This window comes from Halobacillus sp. BAB-2008 (assembly GCF_000328325.1).
Classification (GTDB): Bacteria; Bacillota; Bacilli; order Bacillales; family Halobacillaceae; genus Halobacillus.
Genome location: NZ_ANPF01000027.1, coordinates 23219 through 46843, shown reverse-complemented (window position 1 = coordinate 46843; position 23625 = coordinate 23219). Strand labels below are relative to the sequence as shown.

At 42.6% G+C, this 23625-nt stretch carries 28 protein-coding genes; 24 read left to right on the top strand and 4 right to left on the bottom strand.

The window, feature by feature from the left end:
• Nucleotides 1-90: 90 nt before the first annotated feature.
• Genes D479_RS06900 through D479_RS06890 form a run of 3 tightly spaced genes read right to left on the bottom strand, consistent with a single transcriptional unit; the run spans nt 91 to nt 1308 of the window.
• The gene (locus D479_RS06900; RefSeq protein ID WP_008635149.1) at nt 91-402 is read right to left on the bottom strand and encodes a hypothetical protein; all 312 of its coding nucleotides are present in this window, start codon (nt 400-402) and stop codon (nt 91-93) included.
• A gap of 22 nt (nt 403-424) precedes the next feature.
• Complete coding sequence (locus tag D479_RS06895) at nt 425-985, bottom strand: DUF2812 domain-containing protein (protein ID WP_008635147.1); 561 nt, start codon at nt 983-985, stop codon at nt 425-427.
• A 14-nt stretch (nt 986-999) separates the two neighbouring features.
• Nucleotides 1000-1308: a PadR family transcriptional regulator gene (locus tag D479_RS06890; protein WP_008635145.1), complete on the bottom strand. Its 309-nt coding sequence runs from the start codon at nt 1306-1308 to the stop codon at nt 1000-1002.
• A gap of 523 nt (nt 1309-1831) precedes the next feature.
• Between D479_RS06890 and D479_RS06885 the strand changes: the two genes are divergently transcribed.
• From D479_RS06885 to D479_RS06870, 4 genes are all read left to right on the top strand, one after another.
• Complete coding sequence (locus D479_RS06885) at nt 1832-2449, top strand: DUF2599 domain-containing protein (RefSeq protein ID WP_008635142.1); 618 nt, start codon at nt 1832-1834, stop codon at nt 2447-2449.
• A gap of 444 nt (nt 2450-2893) precedes the next feature.
• A complete protein-coding gene (locus D479_RS06880; RefSeq protein WP_008635140.1) occupies nt 2894-3295 on the top strand; it encodes a LuxR C-terminal-related transcriptional regulator in 402 nt (133 codons plus the stop codon).
• A complete protein-coding gene (locus D479_RS06875) occupies nt 3288-3623 on the top strand; it encodes a hypothetical protein (RefSeq protein ID WP_008635138.1) in 336 nt (111 codons plus the stop codon). Before D479_RS06880 ends, D479_RS06875 begins: the two co-directional genes overlap by 8 nt.
• 144 nt (nt 3624-3767) lie before the next feature.
• Nucleotides 3768-3971, top strand: coding sequence for a hypothetical protein (locus tag D479_RS06870; protein WP_193743874.1), 204 nt, complete (start codon nt 3768-3770; stop codon nt 3969-3971).
• Nucleotides 3972-3973: 2 nt separating this feature from the next.
• Here the strand turns inward: D479_RS06870 and D479_RS06865 are convergent, their stop codons facing one another.
• Complete coding sequence (locus tag D479_RS06865) at nt 3974-4204, bottom strand: hypothetical protein (RefSeq protein ID WP_008635134.1); 231 nt, start codon at nt 4202-4204, stop codon at nt 3974-3976.
• Nucleotides 4205-4288: 84 nt separating this feature from the next.
• Between D479_RS06865 and D479_RS06860 the strand changes: the two genes are divergently transcribed.
• The 20 genes from D479_RS06860 (at nt 4289) to D479_RS19860 (ending at nt 23369) form a co-directional block, all read left to right on the top strand.
• Entirely contained in the window at nt 4289-4753 is a 465-nt protein-coding gene (locus D479_RS06860; protein WP_008635131.1) for a terminase small subunit, read from the top strand.
• Nucleotides 4743-6029, top strand: a complete 1287-nt coding sequence (locus D479_RS06855; protein WP_008635129.1) for a PBSX family phage terminase large subunit — start codon at nt 4743-4745, stop codon at nt 6027-6029. The genes D479_RS06860 and D479_RS06855 overlap by 11 nt, the downstream gene beginning before the upstream one ends.
• Nucleotides 6030-6041: 12 nt before the next feature.
• Entirely contained in the window at nt 6042-7478 is a 1437-nt protein-coding gene (locus D479_RS06850; protein ID WP_008635127.1) for a phage portal protein, read from the top strand.
• Nucleotides 7479-7487: 9 nt separating this feature from the next.
• Entirely contained in the window at nt 7488-8432 is a 945-nt protein-coding gene (locus D479_RS06845) for a minor capsid protein (protein WP_008635125.1), read from the top strand.
• Nucleotides 8433-8617: 185 nt separating this feature from the next.
• Complete coding sequence (locus tag D479_RS06840) at nt 8618-9214, top strand: DUF4355 domain-containing protein (RefSeq protein ID WP_008635122.1); 597 nt, start codon at nt 8618-8620, stop codon at nt 9212-9214.
• Between the two features lie 11 nt (nt 9215-9225).
• Nucleotides 9226-10164 (top strand): phage major capsid protein, encoded by a 939-nt coding sequence (locus D479_RS06835; RefSeq protein WP_008635121.1) that lies wholly within the window; start codon nt 9226-9228, stop codon nt 10162-10164.
• Nucleotides 10165-10182: 18 nt separating this feature from the next.
• The gene (locus tag D479_RS06830) at nt 10183-10503 is read left to right on the top strand and encodes a hypothetical protein (RefSeq protein WP_008635119.1); all 321 of its coding nucleotides are present in this window, start codon (nt 10183-10185) and stop codon (nt 10501-10503) included.
• Entirely contained in the window at nt 10496-10834 is a 339-nt protein-coding gene (locus tag D479_RS06825; protein ID WP_008635117.1) for a phage head-tail connector protein, read from the top strand. Before D479_RS06830 ends, D479_RS06825 begins: the two co-directional genes overlap by 8 nt.
• Before the next feature lie 301 nt (nt 10835-11135).
• A complete protein-coding gene (locus D479_RS06815; RefSeq protein ID WP_008635115.1) occupies nt 11136-11477 on the top strand; it encodes an HK97-gp10 family putative phage morphogenesis protein in 342 nt (113 codons plus the stop codon).
• Between the two features lie 9 nt (nt 11478-11486).
• Entirely contained in the window at nt 11487-11876 is a 390-nt protein-coding gene (locus tag D479_RS06810; RefSeq protein ID WP_008635114.1) for a hypothetical protein, read from the top strand.
• An 11-nt stretch (nt 11877-11887) separates the two neighbouring features.
• Complete coding sequence (locus tag D479_RS06805) at nt 11888-12448, top strand: phage major tail protein, TP901-1 family (protein ID WP_008635113.1); 561 nt, start codon at nt 11888-11890, stop codon at nt 12446-12448.
• A gap of 60 nt (nt 12449-12508) precedes the next feature.
• Entirely contained in the window at nt 12509-12886 is a 378-nt protein-coding gene (locus D479_RS06800) for a tail assembly chaperone (protein ID WP_008635112.1), read from the top strand.
• 26 nt (nt 12887-12912) lie between these two features.
• On the top strand, nt 12913-13260 hold the full coding sequence (locus D479_RS06795; protein ID WP_051989382.1) for a hypothetical protein: 348 nt from the start codon (nt 12913-12915) through the stop codon (nt 13258-13260).
• Between the two features lie 4 nt (nt 13261-13264).
• On the top strand, nt 13265-16090 hold the full coding sequence (locus tag D479_RS06790) for a phage tail length tape measure protein (protein WP_008635108.1): 2826 nt from the start codon (nt 13265-13267) through the stop codon (nt 16088-16090).
• Between the two features lie 12 nt (nt 16091-16102).
• The gene (locus tag D479_RS06785; RefSeq protein WP_008635107.1) at nt 16103-17602 is read left to right on the top strand and encodes a distal tail protein Dit; all 1500 of its coding nucleotides are present in this window, start codon (nt 16103-16105) and stop codon (nt 17600-17602) included.
• A gap of 18 nt (nt 17603-17620) precedes the next feature.
• A complete protein-coding gene (locus D479_RS19870; RefSeq protein WP_051989381.1) occupies nt 17621-19519 on the top strand; it encodes a phage tail spike protein in 1899 nt (632 codons plus the stop codon).
• A 59-nt stretch (nt 19520-19578) separates the two neighbouring features.
• Nucleotides 19579-21531 (top strand): collagen-like protein, encoded by a 1953-nt coding sequence (locus D479_RS21175; protein WP_008635105.1) that lies wholly within the window; start codon nt 19579-19581, stop codon nt 21529-21531.
• A gap of 147 nt (nt 21532-21678) precedes the next feature.
• Nucleotides 21679-21939, top strand: coding sequence for a hemolysin XhlA family protein (locus tag D479_RS06770; protein ID WP_081594792.1), 261 nt, complete (start codon nt 21679-21681; stop codon nt 21937-21939).
• A complete protein-coding gene (locus tag D479_RS06765; protein ID WP_008635103.1) occupies nt 21940-22227 on the top strand; it encodes a holin in 288 nt (95 codons plus the stop codon).
• Nucleotides 22228-22229: 2 nt separating this feature from the next.
• Nucleotides 22230-23369, top strand: a complete 1140-nt coding sequence (locus D479_RS19860) for an N-acetylmuramoyl-L-alanine amidase (protein WP_008635102.1) — start codon at nt 22230-22232, stop codon at nt 23367-23369.
• Nucleotides 23370-23625: the final 256 nt, after the last annotated feature.

Sequence of the window (23625 nt, the reverse complement as noted above, 5' to 3'; positions counted from 1 at the left end):
GAATTTCGTTATTTTTCATTCCAACATTGTGTCGAGCAGAGAGCCCTGATACTGTTAGGATGCTTTTCTTGTTCTACAAATGAGTAGCTATCATTTATTTCTTTTGTTATACACAATCGCGGTAATTACATTAAGTACTATAGTTACTATAGCAAGTAGGAAAGAAAGACGAACTACACCTTTAGAAGTATCCATAAGCGCCGACCAATCCTCTATTCTAACTAAGTAATCATTATATAAAATTTGAAAACATAGCGAGATTACACAGGCACTAATACTTGCTATAGAAAGCACAACCCAAGTTTTGCTGTTATTTTTATTACGCTTCGCCAGACTTGCAATAGGTAGTATCCATGCAATCAAGCCTAGCACAAGACTGCCTATATTTAACCAACCAAACATTATCATTACCCCTTTCTAAATTTTAACTATTTTCATCAATTATTTTCTTTAGTTTGAAAAATCCTGATAAATATTTCGTTGAGTAAAGAGTGAGTATTAATCCGCCAAGCCATATCAGCGATACAATGAAAACGATACCTAATGGGAAAAACTCGTAATGAAACATACTCAATGTTAATACACATGAAATGAAAATTGAAATAACCGATAGTGGAATAAGTTGAACCAGCTTGCGCCTGATAATCTTACTGCACATGATTCTTTTCGTTTCGCGATCACTGAATATTTTCTCTTCGCTACACTGTAAAGCAGGTTTTGAAAAATAAAATCTACCGTCTTTTTCAGCGATAAATTCCCATCCGAAATCAGTAAATAATTGTACATATTCACTTTTATGCTGCTCTTTCGGATTAAAGTCTATCTGATAAATAACAGCTTCTTTATCACACTTTTCAAATAAATATTTCTTACCTTGTATATCTTTCAATCTCCATCCTGCGTTGTGTTGAGAAGATAAAAATTCCTGCTCCTCTTCAAAATCGGATATATAAAAATTTCTCCTGATTGTTTTCTTTTTTAGCATTATTACACCCCTCCCTATCCTCTCGTGTTTTTATATAATCTTTCAATACGCTTAATTTCAATTTCTAATATTTCAAGGCCTAAGTCAGTAATTTTATAAAATTTCCGATTGCTCTCTGTTTTCGCAAGAACAATTAGGCCATCTTTCTCCATTTTAGACAGACTGGTATAAACAGTCCCTGCTCCTAATGATATTTCACCTTCTGTAAGATCATTAACATACTTCATGATACTATAACCATGCATTTCATTTCGCAAAGTAAACAGGATGTAAAAGCTTGTTTCTGTCATTGGCATATAAAATCTACGTATCCTTTTATCCAATTAAACACCACCTTTCACATAGCGTACTATGATATAAATAACTATAGCGAAGTGTGATATACATGTCAAAACCGTATTTTAGCCTAGTTCTTTAGATGTCTCTAGGGACATATGTTGAGTTTTCACTTCTAAATTACTAGTTACTTTAAGGGCTAATTCACAAAGATTAGACCTTGAAAATCGCTATTTGGTAAACGCTTTAATGTGCTACCTATGGTGTTTTTCTTGTAATGAAATACATAACGTCACAATTTCAGTCTTTCAAAATGAAAATACAGAAACACAAGTCTGACGAATCAGTAAATGTTTCACAAATTTTCCAAACTAGTTTTAATTACCCATGTGATTAAAAGTAAAAATTTACTATAATTGAAAAAGTAAGGGTGTAGCTCAATAGTTTTACTAATGGGTTTTACCTGTAAAAAAGCCGAAGGGAGTGAAAATGACGAGGAATAAAGTATAGAGGAATTTCTATACAATTGAACCAAAACTACATTTTCGAAGATTGAGAGGAGAAATTAATATGAAAAACACATTAAAAATGGTTTTTATGGCATTAACCACACTATTGGTATTTAGCAATTTCACTCCAGTATCGGCAGCAGCTGAAACGGATGAATTTGATTATTTAAAGGGCGCACTCACAAAAATTGACGCTGTGCCACTTGAGGAACAAGATCAATACTTCAAAGAAAACGGTGAATGGATTGATGAAGTTGGAGAGAGACTGGAAGCTTACTTAGAAACCGTTCCAGAAGAACAGCAAAATGATGTAGTTAAAAGTCTTCTTGGTGATAGCTTTAAGTCACAAAGTGGTAGTTTTAGTGTAGCAAGCCTTAGCGGAAATCTGGATGAATACTTTAATGACGTATGGACTCAAACACGTAATGGATATTATACATACTCAATGTATCCAAAGTGGTCCGTCAGACTATATGGTCCAACTATGGAGGCAGCTTGGGATGAATTAGAGGATAATTATTATTATATCCGTAACGATAACGGGAGTTTATATAACCAATATAAATGCCATTGGGATTATGATGTTTTTGGTGCATTAGCAGGAAGTTGGGATTTAGAAGTAGGTAGACCAATTGTCTCTGGTACCAAAATGTTTACTTCTCGTTGCAATCCGGAGTAATTAAATAGTTTAAAATATAATGCTAAACACAACAAAAATAACTTAGTTCTGTTCAGTTTATCAAAGAGGAGAATTATTCAACATTACATTCTGACTTTCCTAAAACAACACGAAAGTTTAGAAACCTACTTTAAAATGGTTAAACGGCTTCCAAGCATGGACTACATGATTCTGCTGTGTACGTTTCCTTTTAAAAGAAAATCTTGTTGTATGTTTTCAATCTTTTCTGGTAATATAAGCTTTGTACATGTTCTTATGGTTATCTCTATAATAGCTAGCTTCATAATTATATATGGATCCAAAGCTTTTATTATGAGTTATATAGAAAAGATTAAGCATTTTGGCCATCGTAAATAAATAAGTTCTGCCAGCAAACTGGAGGACACAAATTGAGCGAGTAACACGCTTGGTTTGTGTCCTTTTTTTGTTTAAGGAGTGATTTTAATGAATAAGGAGCAGATTGAGAACACGCTTCGTGACTATAACTGGATGATAAATGAGATCAAAAGGCAGAGGGAACTGTTGGAGGATGCCGGAACAAAACTTGTTGCTCAATCAGGCTTTGAATCTACTCTTCCTAAAGCTCAAGGAGAAACAGGAGATCCGGTTGCTCAAGAGGTTGTGCGAAGAGATAAGACTCATAAATGGATTACCAGGTTGGAGAAGAAAGTTCTCTACATTCAGCAAAAGCTAAGTGTAATTGAAAATGAAAGGGAAAGAGCTGTCCTGGAGTGTTTACTTGATGGAATGAGTATGGTGGCAATCAGTAGGCATATGGGGCTGTCTCGAAGGCATATATATAACATCAAAGAACGGGTGGTTCAACGCATGGAAATGAATGGATGAGAACGTATATTCCATATTGTTCCTTCGATTAGTAGCTGGTACTATATTTCTTATGGTCAAAAGTAGCTGCAGGGGAGAGGATATTTTGTATTTTAATGCCGTAATTATAGATGAAATGATTTTAAACGTAAGTGGGTATTATTCTACACGGATAGACGAAAGCGTTATTCTGGAGTTCCGAACGAATCCTACCCAATCCTTCCTCAAGCAAGTTTTAAATCTGAAAGTAAAAGAACTCATAATTTTCCATGATGAAAAGGAACGATTATACATAGGTCCTTTTGGTGTAAAAGAACAATTTGGAATACTTATTTTTGAAAAGCTGTGACGTTTCACATTTTGCTCACTTTACCGGAAAGATGACTGTCATAGGAGGTAGGCGTTAAACTGGATGGCAGGACGGACAGGCGGAACTCCCTGGCCAGAAAATATGAATAATTTTAGGAGGAAGCACCCTTGCGGGTGTTTTTTTATGCAGGAAGTAAATGCTGTTGTCGAATTATCTCAATTAGGTGAGGTGGGTGGAAGCCATAAGTTTCAGGTGGTTTTTGAAGCAGTTGGTGACTTCGTTCCAAAAGCAAAAAGCTTAATATTTACACTTGCTGTAGGGAAAATAAATACAGAAGCATTACAATACGAAGAGCTTTTTGGAAGAGGGACGCATAAAGCGCCCTGATTTTAGTCATTTATCTTTTTTAATATTTCTTCTGGAACCAAATCACCTAACCTTTGGTGGCGAGTTCCTTCCAAAGTTGCTGCTAGTGAATAAAATTTTGCGAACTGATTCTCAATTTCGTTTTCATTTGCCTCGATACCAAATGTTTCTATTTGAAGTTTGGTAAGCTCAAGAGCAGTATCTAATTTATTCCTTTGTATCGGAGTTGGTTTAACATTAATTTTATCAGACATTTGTACACCTCCTTTTATTATAATATTCGGCAAAAATATCCATATTCCTGCAAAAGATAATAATGGAGGTAGGTGTCACATGATATGGCTAAAATGACTGAAAAGCAGAAGCGTTTTTGTGAAGAGTATTTAATTGATTTAAACGCGACTCAGGCAGCGATTAGAGCTGGATACAGTAATAAGACTGCTAGACAAACAGCAAGCGAAAACTTGTCGAAACCGTACATCAAGGAATACATCGACAAGCGCCTTGAGGAAATACAAAATGAAAAAGTCGCTGATCAACAGGAAGTGCTTCAATACTACACAAGAGTCCTCCGTGGTGAGGAACTGGAAGAGCATGCGTTTACTATTACAGATAAAGAGTTTGATGATGACGGTGGCATGTCGATGACTGAACGCATTGAAACCATCAAATTAGAACCAAAGATTAGAGATCGTAATAAAGCAGCTGAAATGCTTGGTAAGCGCTATGTTATGTGGACCGACAAGCAACAAGTAGAAAATATTACTCCTACGTTCATAGAGGATGTCCCAAATGAAGACTGAACAAGCTAGTGTCTCCATTAAGAAAGTAATTGGCGGGGGCTATAACCGATTTTGGAATAACAAGCAGTTTTATCGAGTTGTGAAAGGCTCCAGGGGTAGTAAGAAGTCCAAGACAGCTGCACTTAACTTCATACACCGAATGATGAAGTATCCATGGGCTAATCTTCTTGTCGTTCGTCGCTATTCAAACACCAACAAACAATCAACCTATACGGATCTTAAATGGGCAACCTCTCAACTTGGGGTTGCTCATTTGTTTAAGTTCAATGAATCATTGCCGGAGATTACTTATAAGCCCACTGGCCAGAAGATACTGTTCAGGGGGCTGGACGATGAATTAAAGATCACTTCCATTACAGTCGATGTCGGTATTCTATCTTGGGCATGGTTTGAGGAAGCGTACCAAATTGAGACAGAAGATAAGTTCCGGACGGTGGTTGAATCCATACGTGGTAAGTATGATGCTCCGGACTTTTTTAAGCAGATCACAGTGACCTTCAACCCCTGGTCGGATAGACATTGGCTTAAGAAAGTCTTCTTTGATGAAGATACCAGAGAGAAGGATACCTTTGCGGACACCACAACATTTCGAGTAAACGAATGGCTCGATGATGTGGATAGGCAAAGGTATTTAGACTTGTATCGCACGAATTCTCGGAGGGCGCGAATCGTTGCTGATGGAGAGTGGGGAGTCGCTGAAGGTCTTGTCTTCGATAACTTTGAAGTGAGAGACTTCGATATCCAGAAGAAGATCAAGGAGATACAGGAGACTGCACATGGTATGGACTTCGGTTTCACTAATGACCCGACAACGAAAGTCAGTTCAGTCGTTGATTTAGAGAACAAAGAGCTTTGGATTTATGATGAACATTATGAGAAAGCCATGCTGACCAAGGATATATACGACATGCTCGTCGATAAGGAATTAAAAGAAACGCCAATTACCGCTGATTCTGCTGAGAAACGTTTGATTCAAGAGTTGATCAATAAAGGCATTCGCAGAATGAGAGCATCCGTAAAGGGTTCCGGGAGTATCAACCAAGGCATCCTCTTTATCCAGGGGTTCAAGGTGTACATTCACCCTCGGTGTGAGCACACGATTGAGGAGTTCAATACATACACCTTTGATCAGGACAAAGAGGGCAAGTGGTTAAACACTCCAATCGATGCGAATAACCATATCATTGATGCTCTCCGGTATAGCCTGGAGCAATACCATTTGGGTGTAGCGAAGAAGAAAGATACGTACAAGGCAATAAAAACTCTAGGGTTATAGGAGGTGATGGTTTTGGCAGATGCGCGTAACTTTGAGTTAAATGCCAACGAGGTGAGCAATACCAAAAGGCGCTTCAGTAAAGAGGCGAATATTCAATACACATATGAATCGGAAGAGGAGCTCTTAAAGAACATCAAAGACCTGGCAGCTATGTTAGGACACCACGTTGAACACCAACGCCCGCGCTTGGATGAACTGGATGATTACTATGCAGGGAATAACTCAGCCATTTCCGTTTTAAATAGACGAAAAGAAGACGATAAGGCAGACCACCGTTCCCGGCACAACTTTGCAAAGTATGTTTCTAACTTCATGCAAGGATACTTGGTCGGTGTGCCTATTTCTATGAATCACACCGAGCAAAATGTAGAGAAAAAAATGAGTGATGTGAATCAAATGATTGAGGCAGATGCATTAAATGCGGATCTCATTCTTGATCTTTCTATTTATGGTCGAGCCTATGAGCTGCTTCATCGGAGCCAAGAGGATGAAACCAAGGTTTATTTGTCATCCCCGCTGGAAACGTTCCTGATCTACGACAATAGCATTGAAAAGAACATCATTGCTGGTGTTCGTTATATTACGGTGGGTTATGGCAATGACAAGAAGATTAAGGTAATGCTCTATACAAAGACAAAGATTCATACGTACTACACGGCCAATATGGGCGACTTTAATCTTGCGTATGATCATTCAGAGGATCACCCTTTTGGTGATGTACCAATCAATGAACATACCAATAACCGGTTCAGGCAAGGCGACTTTGAAAATGTACTCGATCAAATTGATTTATACGATGCCGGGCAATCCGATACTGCGAACTATATGACCGATCTCAACGATGCCATGTTAAAAATCGTCGGTGATGTGGAGCTCGAACCGGAAGAAGCCAAGAAGATGAAAGAGGCTAATATCATCTTCTTGAAGCCATCAGCTAATAACGCAGAGGGAAGGGAAAGCAAGGTAGACGCGGATTACATCTACAAGCAATATGATGTGTCCGGCGTGGAGTCTTATAAAGATCGGCTGCAGACGGACATTCACAAATTCACCTTTACCCCTGACTTGAACGATGAGAATTTCAGTGGACAGCAAACCGGGGAAGCTATGAAATACAAGATGTTCGGGCTGGAGCAAATCAGAATCAATAAAGAACGGTTGTTCAAGCGTTCTCTAAACCGGAGATACAAGCTGATCAATAATGTGATGAGTCTGGCTAAAGAAGCTAAGTCTGGGGAGCTGAGCGGATTTACTTATACCTTCACCCCTAACCTGCCTAAGTCTACAAAAGAAGCAGTGGAGATGTTCAACAATCTTGGAGGAGAGCTTTCTCAACAAACGAAACTGAAGACCATTCCAATGATTGTGGAAAGCCCGGAAGAAGAACAGAAGCTCCTTGAAAGTGAACGTTCGAAGCAACGGCAGCGCTCAAGCTTTATGGAGAACTGAGGCGATTAGATGGCAGATGAAAGTTACTGGACCCAAAGGGAAAAGGAGCACATCAGGCGAGAGCAAATGAAAGACGAAGAAGTATCCCGAAGGCTGAGAGAGATTATAGATCAAGCACTAAGGGAGACGGAAAAAGAAATCCAATCTTTCTACGCTAGATATGCAGAAAGTCGAGGGATATCTAAGGCAGCTGCTAAGCAAAGAGTGAGTGAAATGGATATACAGCGTTATGAGAAGTTGGCAGCTAGATACGTTCGTGATAGAGAGTTTAGTGTGGAAGCGAACGAGCTTCTCCAGACCTACAATACGAAGATGTATGTGAGTCGTCAGGAGCTTTTAAAAATGTATCTCAATGTTCATCTTGTGGCTATGGCAGACGAACAAGTAAAGACCTTTCAAGAGTATCTAGAACAAGCTGGTATTCAAGAAGTAGCGCGTCAGGCTGGAATTCTGGGAGCAGACATGACCATCACTGCAGCAACGCTCCAGTCCTTGGTCGGCGCTTCATTTTATGGAGCAAGTTGGTCTACTCGTATATGGAATGACATGGCGGTTTTACGCTCAGAACTAGAAGCTATTATAAACAGCGCCATTATCCGCGGGGTGCATCCGAATAAGTATGTATCAAAAATAAGAGAACGCTTTGAGGTTTCTGTCTTTGAAGCACGCCGTTTACTCATAACGGAAACAGCAAGGGTACAAACCGAAGCTCAGCAAATCTCCTATGAAACTCTCACAGAAGACATGGAAGAGGCTGAATATGAATTTACGGCTGTCCTGGATGGGAAGACGTCAAAAACCTGCAGGAAGCTGGATGGAAAACGATTCAAAGTGAAGGATGCAAAGCCAGGGATCAACTGTGCACCGATGCATCCTTTTTGCCGATCATCGAGGTTTCTGGTTATTCCGGACTGGAGAGAGCGATTCTTCGCTGATAGAAAATATGTATTATAACAATCTGTCTTTGAGTCATAGACGTTAAACAGGCTTGCAAACTACTATACTAGACGGGCCATTAACACTAATTGAATACCATTATAAACGTAAGCACTAATCGGGCTGTCATGGACTGTGAGGGGCTTATTTTTTATGGGATGAAAGTTAGTCGTTAAGGACTGGATGGGATAAGGAGAATGAAAATGACGGAACTACAAAGTAAACTATTGCGATTGAACCTTCAGCACTTTGCGGAGAATGATCCGCCACAAGATCCTCCAAGTGATCCTCCTGAAGACCCACCAGAGGATGATCCAACCTTTACTCAATCCGATGTGGATTCTGCTATCAGTAAAGCGGTTGATAAGGCGCTGAAGAACCAAGCGGCTAAGCTGGAAAAAGAGAAACAGCAGGCCATTGATGACGCTAAGAAAGATGCTGCGGATTACGCCAAGATGACCAAACAACAACAAGCGGATGCCGACTATCAGAAACGTATGAAAGATTTAGAAGACCGGGAACGCGATTTGAACTTGAAGCAACTTCTATCAGAAGTAGAGGGAGATTTGAAGGAAGAGAAGCTCCCGACGTCCTTTGCTGAAACACTCATCAAGCTAGAAGACAATGAAAAGATTAAGGAAGCCATTAAAGGAATCAAGAAGGATTTCGACAATGCAGTGAATCAAGCGGTTAAAGAATCCTTAAGGCAAGATCCACCGGCCAGTGGTCAATCTTTCAAGGGCGACCAAAGTGGTCAACAATCCAAGGCCGAGATGGCTAAGAAAGCGAGAATTATTTGAGGAGGAATAGCATGACGAGAAAGAACTATTTGAAATTGAACCTGCAGCACTTCGCGACCTTCGATCCTGATAACGTGATGATGAGCGATTCCAAGGATGGAGTCATTCCTAAATCCCAAGGTACACTCATCATGAATGACGTGATGCAAAACTCAAAGATCATGCAGCTGGGTGTTTATGAAGAAATGGATAAGCAAGAAAAAGAGTTTGACTACTTTGCAGAGGGACCTGGAGCGTACTGGGTCAACGAAGGAGAACGGATCCAAACCTCTAAAGCCAAATGGTTGAAGATTAAAATGAGCTCCAAAAAACTCGGTGTCATTCTACCGGTTTCCCGAGAGTTCCTTCAATACAGCGTTTCGAACTTCTTTGAACAAATGCGCCCTAAGATTAGTGAGGCATTTTATAAAAAGTTTGATGAGGCAGGCATCCTGAATATTAGCAACCCATTCACTCAGTCCATCGAGCAATCGGTAGTAGCTGCCGGCCATGTTCTCGAAGGGGATATTACAGGAGAAAATATCCTGCAGGTTGGGGATCTTCTTTTGGAAGATGACTTTGAAGCGAACGCCTTTATCTCTAAGAACCAAAACGCTACAGCTCTACGTCAAGCCACAATTGGAGAAGGGAACTTACAGCAACCTATCTATGATCGAGCGAACAATCGAATTGATGGACTCCCTGCTGTTAACCTTAAGTCTTCGAATTTGAAGAAAGGTACTTTGTATACCGGTGATTTCGACCAGCTGCATTACGGTATCCCATTTGATATTTCTTACAAGATTGCCGAAGAAGGAACGATTTCTACCATTACAGACGAAGCTGGAGAGCCTATCAACCTGTTCGAACGAGAAATGGTCGCTCTCCGTGCCACGATGGATGTGGCTGTCATGATTGTTAAAGATGATGCTTTTGCTAAGTTGACCCCAGCTACGCAACCAGAGGCTTAATGGAAAGGGGAGAATAATGTGTTTAGAGTAATTCAAAGTTTTACTGATGCACATACTCGTCAGGTCTATAAAGAGGGGGATAACTATCCTCGTCGAGGCCAGGTTTCGAAAGAAAGGGTAGAAGAACTCTCCTCTGATCAGAATAAGCTGGGGAAGCCATTGATTGAACCATTTAATGTTGTAACAGAGGAGGAAGAACAGGAAACTCCCCAACAAGTGGATAGAGAGTATCCGCGTCACGCTGGTGGCGCTTTTTTTGAGCTTTCAAATGGAAAGAAAGTGAAGGGGAAAGAAGAAGCGATGAAGGCCGAAAGTGAATTGGATGGTTCAGATGACTGAATCCATTAGAGGAAATGTTAAGACACTGGCGGGAATCAATGATGACGTGCAGGATAATGTCATTGATTTAATCATCAAAAACATTGAATCCCGTTTAAAGATATGGCTGAAACAGCATGCTCAGTTGGAAGATATTCCTGTAGAGCTCACCTTCATTATCGAAGAATTAGCTGTTCATCGCTTTAACCGGTTAGGTAGTGAAGGGATGACATCAGAGTCCGTGGAAGGACATTCTGTATCTTTTTCAGAGAATGACTTAGCCCCTTACTTATCTATTCTGGAGACGTACATTCCGAAAGAAAATCCGTCCGGAAAGGTGATGTTCTTCTGATGCGCTATGGAGACAGGGTAACATTACACCAGTCAGGACTGTCGCGTTACAACCCGGACACAGGGAAGACGGAAGTCACTGTGGATGATGGGATAATGCTTCCTTGTCACATCTCTCCTACCAGTTTGGAGAAAGTGCAAGCGGCCTTTGGATCAACGGAAAGAAAGGTAACGACAGTAAGGCTGCAGCGTCCTTATAAAAGAAAAGCAGATAAAGCCGTTATCAATGGTCAAAAGTTCAACGTTCTCCGACATGTGCCTCACAGGTCCGAGAGCGTTTTTTATTTAGAAGGAGTCAGCACATGGACCTGAAAGGTTTGGACATGTTACTCGCAAACTTAGAACGAATGGATAACGACATTGAGGGTGATGTAGATAAAATCGTGAAAAATAATGCGATTGAGCAATCCGGTCAGGTAACTGAAAATGCTGTGTTTACAGAAGGGTATCAGACGGGATATACGAGAAGGAACATTGAGACGGAAAGAGTCGGGGACATGCATTATCGCACCATTTCCAAATCAGAACATAGTGGGTTCTTGGAATATGGTACACGATACATGGATGCGCAGCCGTTTGTTTATCCGGCTCACTTTGATCAGAAGCCGGTCTTCTTATCAGACTTAAAGCGTTTAGTAGAGTAGGTGAAGTAGATGGAAGCACCTGAGATTCAGCTGTTTAATGCCGTATTTAGAAAGTCCATCAATTTGGGCTATCAAACTATAGATTACGCTACCCAGGGCGAGGATGGATTAGAGTATCCGTTTGTCCATGTAGGAGAGTCGATAAGCAGTGATGTGATAAACAACAAAGAAGTGATTACAGGACGAATCTCTCAGACTATTCATGTTTGGGGATATGCTGACGATCGCGCGCTATTTTCCAACATGGTTTTTCAATTAAAACAGGAGCTTCGAGGGTTATCTAAGCTGGATAACTATTATGTTGAGCTTGATTCCCTAAGTTCCAATGCGGTCTTCGACAATTCTACAGATGACAGATTATTACACGGTATTATTCAGGCTGAATATGAACTGAATTAGGAGGGGAAAGCATGGCACAGAAAGCAAAAGGAGTACACAAAGTTCTGTATTTTCGAAAGTTGGGAGAAGCTGATAAGGCAGCGAAGCTAGTCTTTCAAACAGAGCACTCCAAGTCTTACTCCAGAGATCGGGAGAAGACAGAGACGAAAGATGGTGCGGTATCAAGTACTGCTCCATTAGAGGATGAAGTAAGTATTACAGCAATTCAATCTACGGAAGATCCTACTTTCACTATGCTGGAGGATTCCATAGTCGAAGATTTCCCAGTTGAGATGTGGGAAGTGGATCTCTCAAAGAAAACGGTAGAAGGGGAAACAGGATCCGAGATTACGAAGTTTGAAGCGGAATATCGACAGGGTTACATTACGGAGTGGGAGCCGTCCAGCCCTTCGGAAGACGATGCAGAAGTAGAAGGCACATTTGTTACGGAGGGCATTCGGCAGAAAGGGAAAGTTACCTTGCCGGATGAAGACCTGCAAACGTTATCTTATGTCTTCCATGATCTTTTAGAAGATGATCCAGCGGATGACGGTTTGGCAGCCGATAGTGATTCCACAGAACCTATAGCGTAAACGAAGGAGAGGTTATTCCTCTCCTTTTTTATACCCAAATTTAGAGAAGGTGGTTTTTATATGCACATTACATTTGAAGGACGAGAAATTGATTTGAAATTCGGATTGCGAACTCTTACAGAGATTGATCGGGAACTTGGGTTCGAGGTTGAAGGGGCCAGCCTGGGAGAAGGGTTAGAAATGATGATTCCTAAGCTGAAGTCCGGGAACATCGTTGGCATTTCCAAGGTAGTGAAAGCTGCAGCATCCCACGATCGGAAACCTCCGAAAACGTTTGAAGAACTTGAAGAGGTGCTGGATGACATTGCGGAGGAACAGGGCTTTGAGGCATTCGGTGCAGAAGTCATCGAGGAGCTGGGAAAGCGACCTATGACCCGAAATCTTGTTCCAGAAGGTCTGAGAGAGGAAGAGACTCCGAACCATCTGGAGACGGTCTAACCTATGACGATATAGTCATTCACGCGATGGCTAAGTTAGGGATGGAACGACTGAAAGACGTGGAAATGATGACCTTGTCCGAGTTCCATTACAAACGCTACGCACAGGAGTATAAGGAGATTGATCAAGAGTACCACATGCATAAGACAGCTTTCCTTATCAGAAACGCTGCGGCCACTAAGAATACCGGAACAGAAAAGAATCCGAAAGAGGAGTACGTGTTCAAGGAATTTAAAGATTTCTTTGATTATGAAAGAGCCTTAACCCATATAGACAAAGGTCTTTATCCTCAAAAGAAAGATCATAAGGAAGCGGAACAAAGTCGATTATCTCCTGCTCAGATAGCATTAAAGCACAATAGCAGAAAGGGGTGATTTGATGGCTAACTACTCGGTAGATGCGGAATTGAAAGCGAGCGTCTCGAAATATCGACGAGCTATTCAGGCAGCTAAACGCGTCACAGAGAAGTTTAAAAAAGAGTCTGAATCGATGAAGGATGCAGAACTTAACGCAGACACCAGTCCTCTTAAACGTAATCTCAAGAAGGCGCGACGTATGCTTAACTTATTTGCGCGTAAGAGAAGCAAAGCAGAGGTTAATGTCGGTGTGGATGATTCAGAAGCCAAGCGTAAAATGGGACTCTTACTAGCGGTTAAAACTGCATTAAACAAGAAGATCGTCATTCCAATTGAGGCCAGGATTGAGAATTTCCAAAAGACGATGAGTCGAATAGCTAACTCGATCCAAGCCTTTGGGACAATAGCGGGAAATACCTTCCGAGGATTAGGATTGATGATTTCATCAAGTCTCGTTCCTATTATTGCATCCATGGTCCCGGCAATCATGGCAGTTGGAAACGCCATTGGAGTTGTTGGATCGGGCACCGTCGCTTTAGCCGCAGCTTTTGGAATTGCAGGAAGTGCAGCAATAGCGTACGGGGCAGCTGCCGCACCTACCATCCAATCGATTATTGATGGTACGGCGGAAGCAACGAAGGAAAATGTTAAAGCTGCTAAACAGTTGAAATCTCTTAAGACTGCCTGGGAGAAAGTGCAAGAGGCTATTGCGCCTCAAGTAGCGGTGGCGTTTGGAAATGCAATGGCCGGTTTAGAGACGGTTGTCGAATCATTAAATCCAATGTTCACATCTATGGCCGATACTGTTGCTTCGCTATCGGAAAGGTTCCAAAAGTTTTTAAAATCATCTTCCGCCCAAAGCTTCTTTGACTATTTGAATAAGAAGGCAGCGCCAATATTCGAGAAGTTAGTCAATGGTATTACCGGCTTTATCGAAGGCATGATGAACTTAACTGTGGCATTTGCGCCTTTAACGGACTTCATGGCTCAAGGCTTTGCAGAGATGGGAAGCTCATTCGCTAAATTCACAGAAAGAATCTCCGGATCCAAAGAACTGGAGAGCTTTATCGGTTACGTCAAAGAGAACTTGCCGGTAATCAGAAAGATATTTGGAGACGTCTTTAAAGGAATTATTAATTTATTTGTTGCCTTTAGCGAAAATAGCTCACTCATTTTTGGATCTTTATCCAAAATGACAGCAAGGTTTAGAGAATGGTCTGCAACTGTATCGAAGTCTGATGGTTTCCAGAAGTTTATTCAATACGTTCAAGATAATGGTCCGAAGGTTATTTCTCTTATTGGCAACTTAGTCAATTTCATTATTAATATGGGGATAGCGTTAGCTCCATTAGGATCAGCAGTATTGGGCGCAATTAACTCATTCCTCCAGTGGTCCAATGCCATGATGGAAACGCATCCGATCATAGGGAAAATCATTGCTTCTATGACCCTAGTAGTCGGAGCCCTAGTCGCGCTGGTCCCTAACATTGCAGCTGCAAGAGCTGCTTTCGCTGGTCTAGGAGGCGTGCTGACCAAGGTTCTAGGAAAAGCCTTTACTTTTCTAAAAGCACCTATAGCCTCTTTCCAGACTTTGATAGCGCAAATTGGCGCAAGAGTGGCACCGTTGGCAGGAACATTTCTTCCTCTTCTTCGAACAGCGCTTATGGCTTTGACCGGTCCGGTTGGAGTTATCATTGGTGTACTTACTTTGTTAATCCCTGTATTTGTTCGACTTTGGAAAGAGAATGAAGCCTTTCGCCAAGGAGTACAGACGGCATGGGCTTTGATCCAGCAAGTCTTTACTACAGTCATCAACTTTATCGCCAATTTTGTAAGAACCATTATTGGCGAACTGGTTGCTTGGTGGACCGCAAATCAACAGACCTTTTATGCAGTGGCAAGAACGGCATGGAATACCGTTTACAATGCTATCGTCACGGTACTTACTACGATATGGGGGTTCATACAACAAATCGTTTCTCGTATCCAGTCGTTGTGGAGCGCCCATGGTGATGCCATCATGCGTGTGGCTAGTTTTGCATGGAATACAATCGTAAGCATAGTGACGACCTTAGCCGGTGTATTGCAAACAGTGATAAGCAGCGCCCTGCAAATTATTAAAGGCATATTCCAAGCGGTGTGGCCGGCTATTTCAGGTATTGTTCAAGTGGCGTGGTCAGTAATCTCCACAGCAGTTGAAGTCGGAATCAACTTAGTCATGGGCATTTTAGACACGGTTATGTCCTTGATTAAAGGGGACTGGGAAAGCGCCTGGGATACGATTAAAAGCACAGCGACGGACATTATGGATAGTATCGTAAACACGTTCGAAGGTATTAGCCTTGTGGAGATTGGTAAGGACATCATTCAAGGGCTAATTAATGGTATTGAGTCTATGTTCGGCGGGATTAAAGATATGGTTAAAAAGGCAGCCGATCTTATTCCTGGATGGTTGAAGAAGAAGTTAGGCATTCACTCACCATCTAAGGTGACAACACAAATTGGTGTATGGACGGGCCAAGGGATGGAGAACGGTGTTGGGAAAATGATTCCTCGGATAGCTAAGAAAGCGAAGGAAATGGCAGATGCGATTACTCCAAAGAAAAAGAATGTAGGAGTAAGTACTTCTCTACAATTAAAAGCATCGAATATCTCATCTAGCTTGAGAAATCTAAAACGAAGAAGTGTGGGACAAGTAGAAAATGCGGTGAATACAAATGTGGAGTTCCGGGATAAACAACCGGCCAATATCTATGTGCAAATAGGAAGAAATGGCTTCCGGGCTTTTGTAGATGATATTACAAATGAACAAGAGTTACGAAAAGAATTACAACGACACTTTTCTTGAGGAGGCACACGGGTGTATCAGTTTGTTGACCTTATGGAAAGAGGTGCGAAGGGTGCATCCACTTCCATAGAAACGATATTTAATGGAGAGAACCTTGATCAAGTGCTTACGGATGAAGCAGGTAGTTTCCGGACGTTAACGACTAAAGGAAGAGCCGATATTACCAAACGTATTCCAACTCAAGAGGTTGGTGGTATGGATGGTCTTCTTGAAGATGAGGGCAGTACAATGAGTGAGCGATCGATTATCGTCCGATATAAGATAGAGGATGCAACCAATGAAGGCTTCCGTAATCGGTATAATCGATTGAATCACCTCTTGGAAGGTACTAAGAAAAAGTTAGTGTTCACGGATGAGCAAGTCTATTTTTATGCGACCCTAAGTGATCACGAAGTGCCAGAAGAGGACAGCAATACACTTATTGGGACTCTCACTTTCCTTTGCTCTGACCCTATTAAATATGGTGAAGAAGACTTTGCCTATCTATCCGGTGAAAATGCTACTGCAGTATTTGTGGAAGGTTCCGCTAATACCAAGCCCATTTTTGAATTAGAAGTGCTCAATAAAATTACTTATGCCATGGTAGCAAAAAATGATGAAGAATATATGATGGTTGGAAAGCCGTATGACGTGGATAACAAACCGTTTGAGAAATACGAAACGGTTCTTTTTGATGATGCTTCTAACCTGACAGGTTGGGCAAGTGCTAATCCTGGAGAAATCAATGGTACCGTCGCGGGTGAAATGAAAACCAATGGCTATCGCTTTCAAACGGTGGACTATGGTGTAGGCTCCTCTTGGCACGGACCGGCCATTAAACAAGGTTTAAGCAGCCCTATATCTGATTTTCGTGTAGAAGCTAAGGTCACTTTCCGGAACACAGAGCCGGAAGACATCGGTCGGGTTGAGGTATATGGATTGGACGTCCATGGAAATCAACTCTTTAAATTGGCTATGAAAGACATTCTCGGCGGGAAAGTCCAATCCTTTGGTGAGGCTAGAGTAGGCGGTGGGGTTACGAATCACTTCTTAATAGCAGAGTCTGGTGACAAAGGCTGGGAATGGAATAACTTTGAAGGTGCCTTAAGAATTGAACGAGAGGGACAGCAGTGGAAAGCCTATATTGCACAAATTGTGGATGGTATTCACAAAGCGCGTCGGCCGTCTCCGATATGGACTGATCATCAAGGGACATTCACTGCAGACCTTGCGCAGGTTGTTGTTCATACTGCACAGAATGCTACCTACCAGACACCGAACCAGGGTCTTGATTCTATTAGGGTAGAAGAAATTAATCAGCAGCCTTCGGGTATTCCCTATATTGCAGGACCTGGGGATCGGTTGGAGTTCAATCATAAAACTAAAGAGATTTTCCTGAACGGGGAGCTTCGCAAGGATTTAAAACACTTGGGAGCTCACCCTTTTTTGTTACCTCCAGGTGAATCATTCATTAGCCTGCTACCTACAGGAGATTTAGAGGGGAAGATTAGGTGGTCACCAGCTTATCAATAAATGAAAGGAGGTGCGTCAGTGAAAACAACTGAAACAATTCTTCATATTTTCGACAGACAGAACGGTCTAATGCTTGATTATCTAAGTGAAGATGAGTATTGGGACGATGAACGTATTCGTAAGCTAGATAATCAGCAAGATACACTTGATTTCGAAACCTTCGCTGATCGTTCGTACTCTGGATACCTGCGAGACCGAAACCTTTTGCTGATTAAAAATAAGAATAGCTCTGGTTATTCCGAGTTTATATTAGAGGAAAATAAACCGTATTTAGCTACAGATGGGTCTCATAAATTAATTGTTTACACCTCCGCGAGCTATGTAGAGTTAAAGAAGCAAAAAGTCATTGATCCGCAAAGTACGGGCGCCATGACAGTGGAACAACACGTAACTGCAGCAGTCGGAGGAACGAAATGGCAAGTAGGGCGCATTGATTTTAATGGCGTTCGAACAATTACTTTCGAAGAACATGTGAACCCTCTTACTTATCTGAGGGAAGTAGCGAGTGTATTCGGATTGGAATTACAATTCCGAGTAGAAACGGATGGAAATCAAGTCTCTGGGCGTTTTGTCGATTTGGTGGAACACATCGGTGCCTCAAGAGGATATGAAGCTGTGTTAGGAGACAATCTCAAAGGCATTGAAAGGCATGAAAATAAGCGGGGGATTGTAACTGCTTTGATTGGTGTTTCACCAGCCGATGAAGAAGGCAACCGTAAAACCGTATTTGTGAGTGATGAAGATGCTCTGCAACGGTGGGGAGATAACGGCAGCCATTTACTAGACGTCTATTATCCAGAGTCTACTGATCAAGATATGACACAAAACCGGTTAACCGAGCTTACAAAAAATGAGTTAGACAAACGGTTAAGGGGTGTGGTGAAATATTCTGCTCAGATTGCAGTCCTTGCTAAGAAATCTAACGTAGAGGAAGTGGATTTGCACTTTGGGGATACAATCACGATTAAGGACGAAAAGTTCAGCCCTCCTCTTTATTTAGAAGCAAGGATTCTAGTTATGAAAGAATCTGTCAAAAAGAACGGGCCTATAGATGTTGAACTTGGAGATTACATTGAGTACTCAGAAGAAGAAGTGTTTTCTATTTGGAGGAAGCTGCAGAAAGAAGTATCTAAGAAAGTATCCGAAGCAAAGCTACGACGATACGCGGAACCGAAGAAGGTACGATCTGATACACCACCAGTGGATACCAACGTGACTTGGATTAATACCTCCGGGGAAGAAGATGTTTGGTATTCCTATGATCATATCGAGGGTGAATGGAAACCGGGGCCGAGCGGTCCTCAAGGAGTGCCTGGTCCTCCTGGTGAAGATGGGAAAACAACCTATACATGGGTGATGTACGCTGATGATGAAAATGGATCTGGTATCAGTCAGTATCCGTCCGGGAAAGCCTATGTGGGCTTCGCTTATAACCGATCTTCGTCAACGGAGTCGGTAAATCCGGATTATTACCAATGGTCGAAGATTCTTGGCGAGCAAGGTCCTGTGGGTCCTAAAGGGCCTGAAGGAGAAAAAGGTCCGCAGGGGATACCTGGACCTACAGGTGCCGATGGCCAACCGACCTATACCTGGATTCGATACGCCGATGACAGCGATGGCCGAGGGATGAGTAACTTTCCGGACGGAAAGAGTTATATCGGGATTGCTGCCAACCGGTCCCAACAGATCGAGAGTACTAATCCAGCTGACTATGTTTGGAGTAAATATGAAGGACCTAAAGGGGATACCGGCGCTCAAGGACCTCAAGGACCTGAAGGAGAAAAGGGAGACCAAGGCCCGCAAGGTATTCCAGGACCTGCAGGAGCAGACGGGCAGCCTACGTACACTTGGGTGAAATATGCCGATGACGCCGATGGAAATGGCGCAAGTCAATATCCGGATGGCAAAGCTATATAGGTATAGCTCACAACAAGACTACCTCTATAGAAGGAAATGACCCTTCTGATTATAAGTGGGTGAGGATACTTGGACTGCAGGGGCAAAAAGGGGACAAGGGATCCCAAGGACCTCAAGGTGTAGAAGGTCCTGCAGGTAAAGATGGAGACCCTACCTATACCTGGATTCGATATGCGGATGACTCTGATGGTAATGGTATGAGTAACTTTCCTGATGGTAAAAGCTACATTGGAATATCTCCTAACCAGACCATTCAGACAGAAGGCACCAATCCTTCCGATTATACCTGGAGTAAGTATGAAGGGCCTAAAGGGGATAAAGGAGACAAAGGGAATACTGGGGAATCCGGCCCAGAAGGACCTAAAGGAGATACTGGTTCACAGGGACCTAAGGGAGAAACGGGAAGTAGAGGGCCAACCGGACCCCAAGGCCCACAAGGTCCTGAGGGGTTACGTGGATTAACCGGTCCTGAAGGTCCAAAAGGCGACACTGGGAGTAGGGGACCAACTGGTCCAAAAGGGGATACTGGTAGCAGAGGGCCTCAAGGAAATGATGGCCAACCTAAATACACTTGGATTAAGTATGCAGATACATCAAGTGGGTCTGGAATGTCCGACAGTCCAAGCGGAAAAGAGTACGTAGGGTTTGCTTACAATAAAAATACTGCTACAGAAAGCACCAACCCATCTGATTATCAATGGCAGCGAACTTTGGGTCCGACCGGTCCGCAGGGGCCAAAAGGAAATACAGGTTCTACTGGTCCTAGAGGCCCTCAAGGAGATCGAGGGCCCAATATCGTAGATACCAATACTTCTTTCGGTGTGAAATGGTTGGTAGCTGATTATATTAAGAGTCTTAACGGACTTAATATAAATGACCAATTTGTTGTAGATAATAGCGGAAACGTCCGATACAGTGGTGTCCTTCAAGGAAACGTGCTTCAAGCGTTGCGCGGAGAAATCTCAAGCCTTTCTGCTATTAAGGCCGATCTAGGAGACGTCACCGCTGGGAACTTAACATCGAATACTTTTATCAATGTCGGCACGAACCTTGCGGTTGGAAGTAATATTTATATTGGAACGAAAGGCAATGTTACGGATCAAAAGCGGATTATCTTTGAACCGGAACAGGATCCTGACCCTCTAGGGCAACCCAGGCTCGTAGGGTATAATATTTCCGCCGGTGGAGGAAGGGATGGAACTATTGATATAGGTGCTACCACAAAGGTTTACGCTAATCGGTTCGAAATTGGATACGGTACTCCAATGTGGGTAGAAGAGGATGAAATCGGATATTCTGATGCTCTAGTTCGCTTCACTGATGCAAACCCCTCCTACAATGGCAGTTCATATGGATCAGAATTTCGGTTTAGTGGAGACGGCTCCCTTTCTAAGTCTTTAATAGAAGCAGGAGGCGCACGTTTAAGGGAGAAGTTACACTTTACATCGGGCCCCTTTATTGACCCTTCCGGTGGTGCGTTACGGATGAACCGTGACTCGGCGAACTATACCCGGCAGTTAATAAATCAGTATCAATGGTACTTGGATGGAAGCTTGTCCGGACGTTTGGTCAAACAAACTTCCGATAACGATCACCTTTTCCTTGATATGGGTGAGGTAGGTTTGAAGTTCCTTAGCAGTGGATCCCAAGTGCAAGTGCGGAACGGGGATGATAATGGCTATCGCCAAGTTACTGCGAGTGATTTCGTTACGGCCTCCAAGCGGGATTACAAAGCAAATATAAATCCCTACGTAAAATCGGCAATAGAACAAATTAAAGAATTCGGTGTCTACACCTACACATTTAAGGACGAAGCGCAGCGTTATGATGGAGAGGTTCAGGACCGTTATCGCTTAGGGCACATGTTTGACGAGGTTCCAATGCTCCTCCAGAGAGGGGACGGGATAGATTTATACGCTTTATCTGCATTTCAAACCAAAGCTATTCAAGAGCTAGTGGTGAAAATAAATCAATTAGAGGAGATGGTTATAAGTGGAGGAAGTACAGTTTAATTCCCAAGAGGTTGCGGGATATTTAAGTGGTCGAATTGCTATGTTGGAGCACGAAAAAGCAATCCTACAGGCAGAAAAGAACGCACTAGTAAGAAGGATAAATGAATTAGAGCAGAAAAATTCGAACGCCGAGTAGGCGTCTTTTTTATGACCAATTTTAGGGGGGAGATCATGGATGAAAAGTATGTAACAAGGGACGAGTTCAGCAAGTTGGACGAGAAAGTAGACCAACTTCAAAATGAACAAACCCAGACCAAGCAAAGGGTCGCGCATGTGGAAGGTAAGCTAGACAAAATCGAAAACAACACGACCTGGATCCTGCGATTGATTCTTGGAGCCATCATCGCAGGTATTCTGGGTTTACTATTCAAATCGCCGGAGGCGGTTATCACTTTAGGAGGGTTTTAAATGGAGAACGAAATGATGACGCAAGTATTGATGTTTGCCACAGTAATCAGTCCGTTTGTCACTGGAATATTGGAGGTGATCAAACGGCTGGCCGCGCTACCTAAAAACTATGTGCCTCTGATTGCTGTGGCCGTAGGGATCATTTTAGGGGCAACTGCCTATCCTTTCACAGATATGGGATTGTCGCTTCGTCTTTGGTCCGGAGCAGGTTCAGGTCTAGCTGCGACCGGCTTGTTTGAACTGGTGCAACGACGGTCCGGGCACACCACAAAAATTAAGGAGGACTAATCATGGCAAAACTGCTGAAACCAAGTGTGAGATGGAACGGGAAGTTAGTTGCTTTGGATGATGGGCATGGCATGGAGACACCAGGAAAGCGAACCCCTTATGTACCGGAATTGGGAAGGCAAATTAAAGAGAATGAATTCAATCGTGCCGTGGTGGCTATCCTTGCAGACTTGTTGCTTGCGAATGGCTTTCAGGTGTTGTTGGTCGCCCCGACGGACACCGACACTCCCCTCAGTTATCGCACGAAAGCGGCCAATGACTATGGCGGAAATATCTATGTGTCCATCCACTATAACGCGATGGGCACCAGCTTCAACTACTCAAGCGCCAGCGGAATTTCTGTCCATATTTACGACGGGTGGATCACGGACACGACGAAACGTCTGGCGGAATGCGTTGGGAAGTATTTGCGCCGTGGAACCCAGCAAGTGTACCGGGGCATCAAGCGGAACAACTTCCATGTACTTCGCGAGTTTCACGGTCCAGCCATCCTTACGGAGAACGGTTTTATGGATGATCAAAGGGAAGCTTTATTGATGTTGGAGAAAAGCTTTCAACGGGAAGTCGCTATCGAACATGCCCAGGGCATCTGCGAATATTATGGCATCACGTACCAGGGGATTAAAGTGGATACTGATCCGATGAGTAAAGGGTATCTGATGGCAGGGGATGAGGGGGATTCCGTGAAGAATCTGCAGCGTTTATTGAATCAGATTGGGTACTCTCTGAGTATTGACGGTTCCTTTGGTCCCTCAACGGAAAAAGCCGTTCGGAGTTTTCAACAAGCCTTCAACCTGACGGTGGACGGTTATTATGGTCCAGGTACCCAAGAAGTATTGGCAGAAGCAGTAGCAAAGGAAGAAAACAAACCTGAGGAGGAAGATTACATGGAAAAGAACGTATTTGTTGTAAACAGTGCCGTAGACGCGGTGGCCGTAGCAAAGGCGGCCATTAGAAATAACGGGGTCATCAAGTTCCGGAGCAATGCCGAGAGAAAAGAAGTGAATGCGGAAGAGCATGTATATATCGTAGGCGGTGGGAAGTCCGGTGTGAAAATCGGGAAAGGAACGGTAGTCGATCTTAGTGGTGCAACATCAGAGGAAACAGCTGTAAACGTGTATAAAAAGTTTGGTTTGGTGTAATAAAAAGGAGGGCTATACTAACACCTTTTAAGTCTCTGATCATAATATGTAGTCAGGGAACAAACAAGTTTACACTCCAGTAAAAAGCCTCGTTTAGTCCACGGGGCTTTTTACAATTTTATTCGGTGTTCTAAATATCGAATTAATTTTTTCTAGTTTTTGAATATAGGTTATTTTCTTTATGAAAATTATTGAGAATATAGTACCTATAAAAAGGGTGAAATGGTAAAATTATATTGCGCAATTTAGGAAAAGA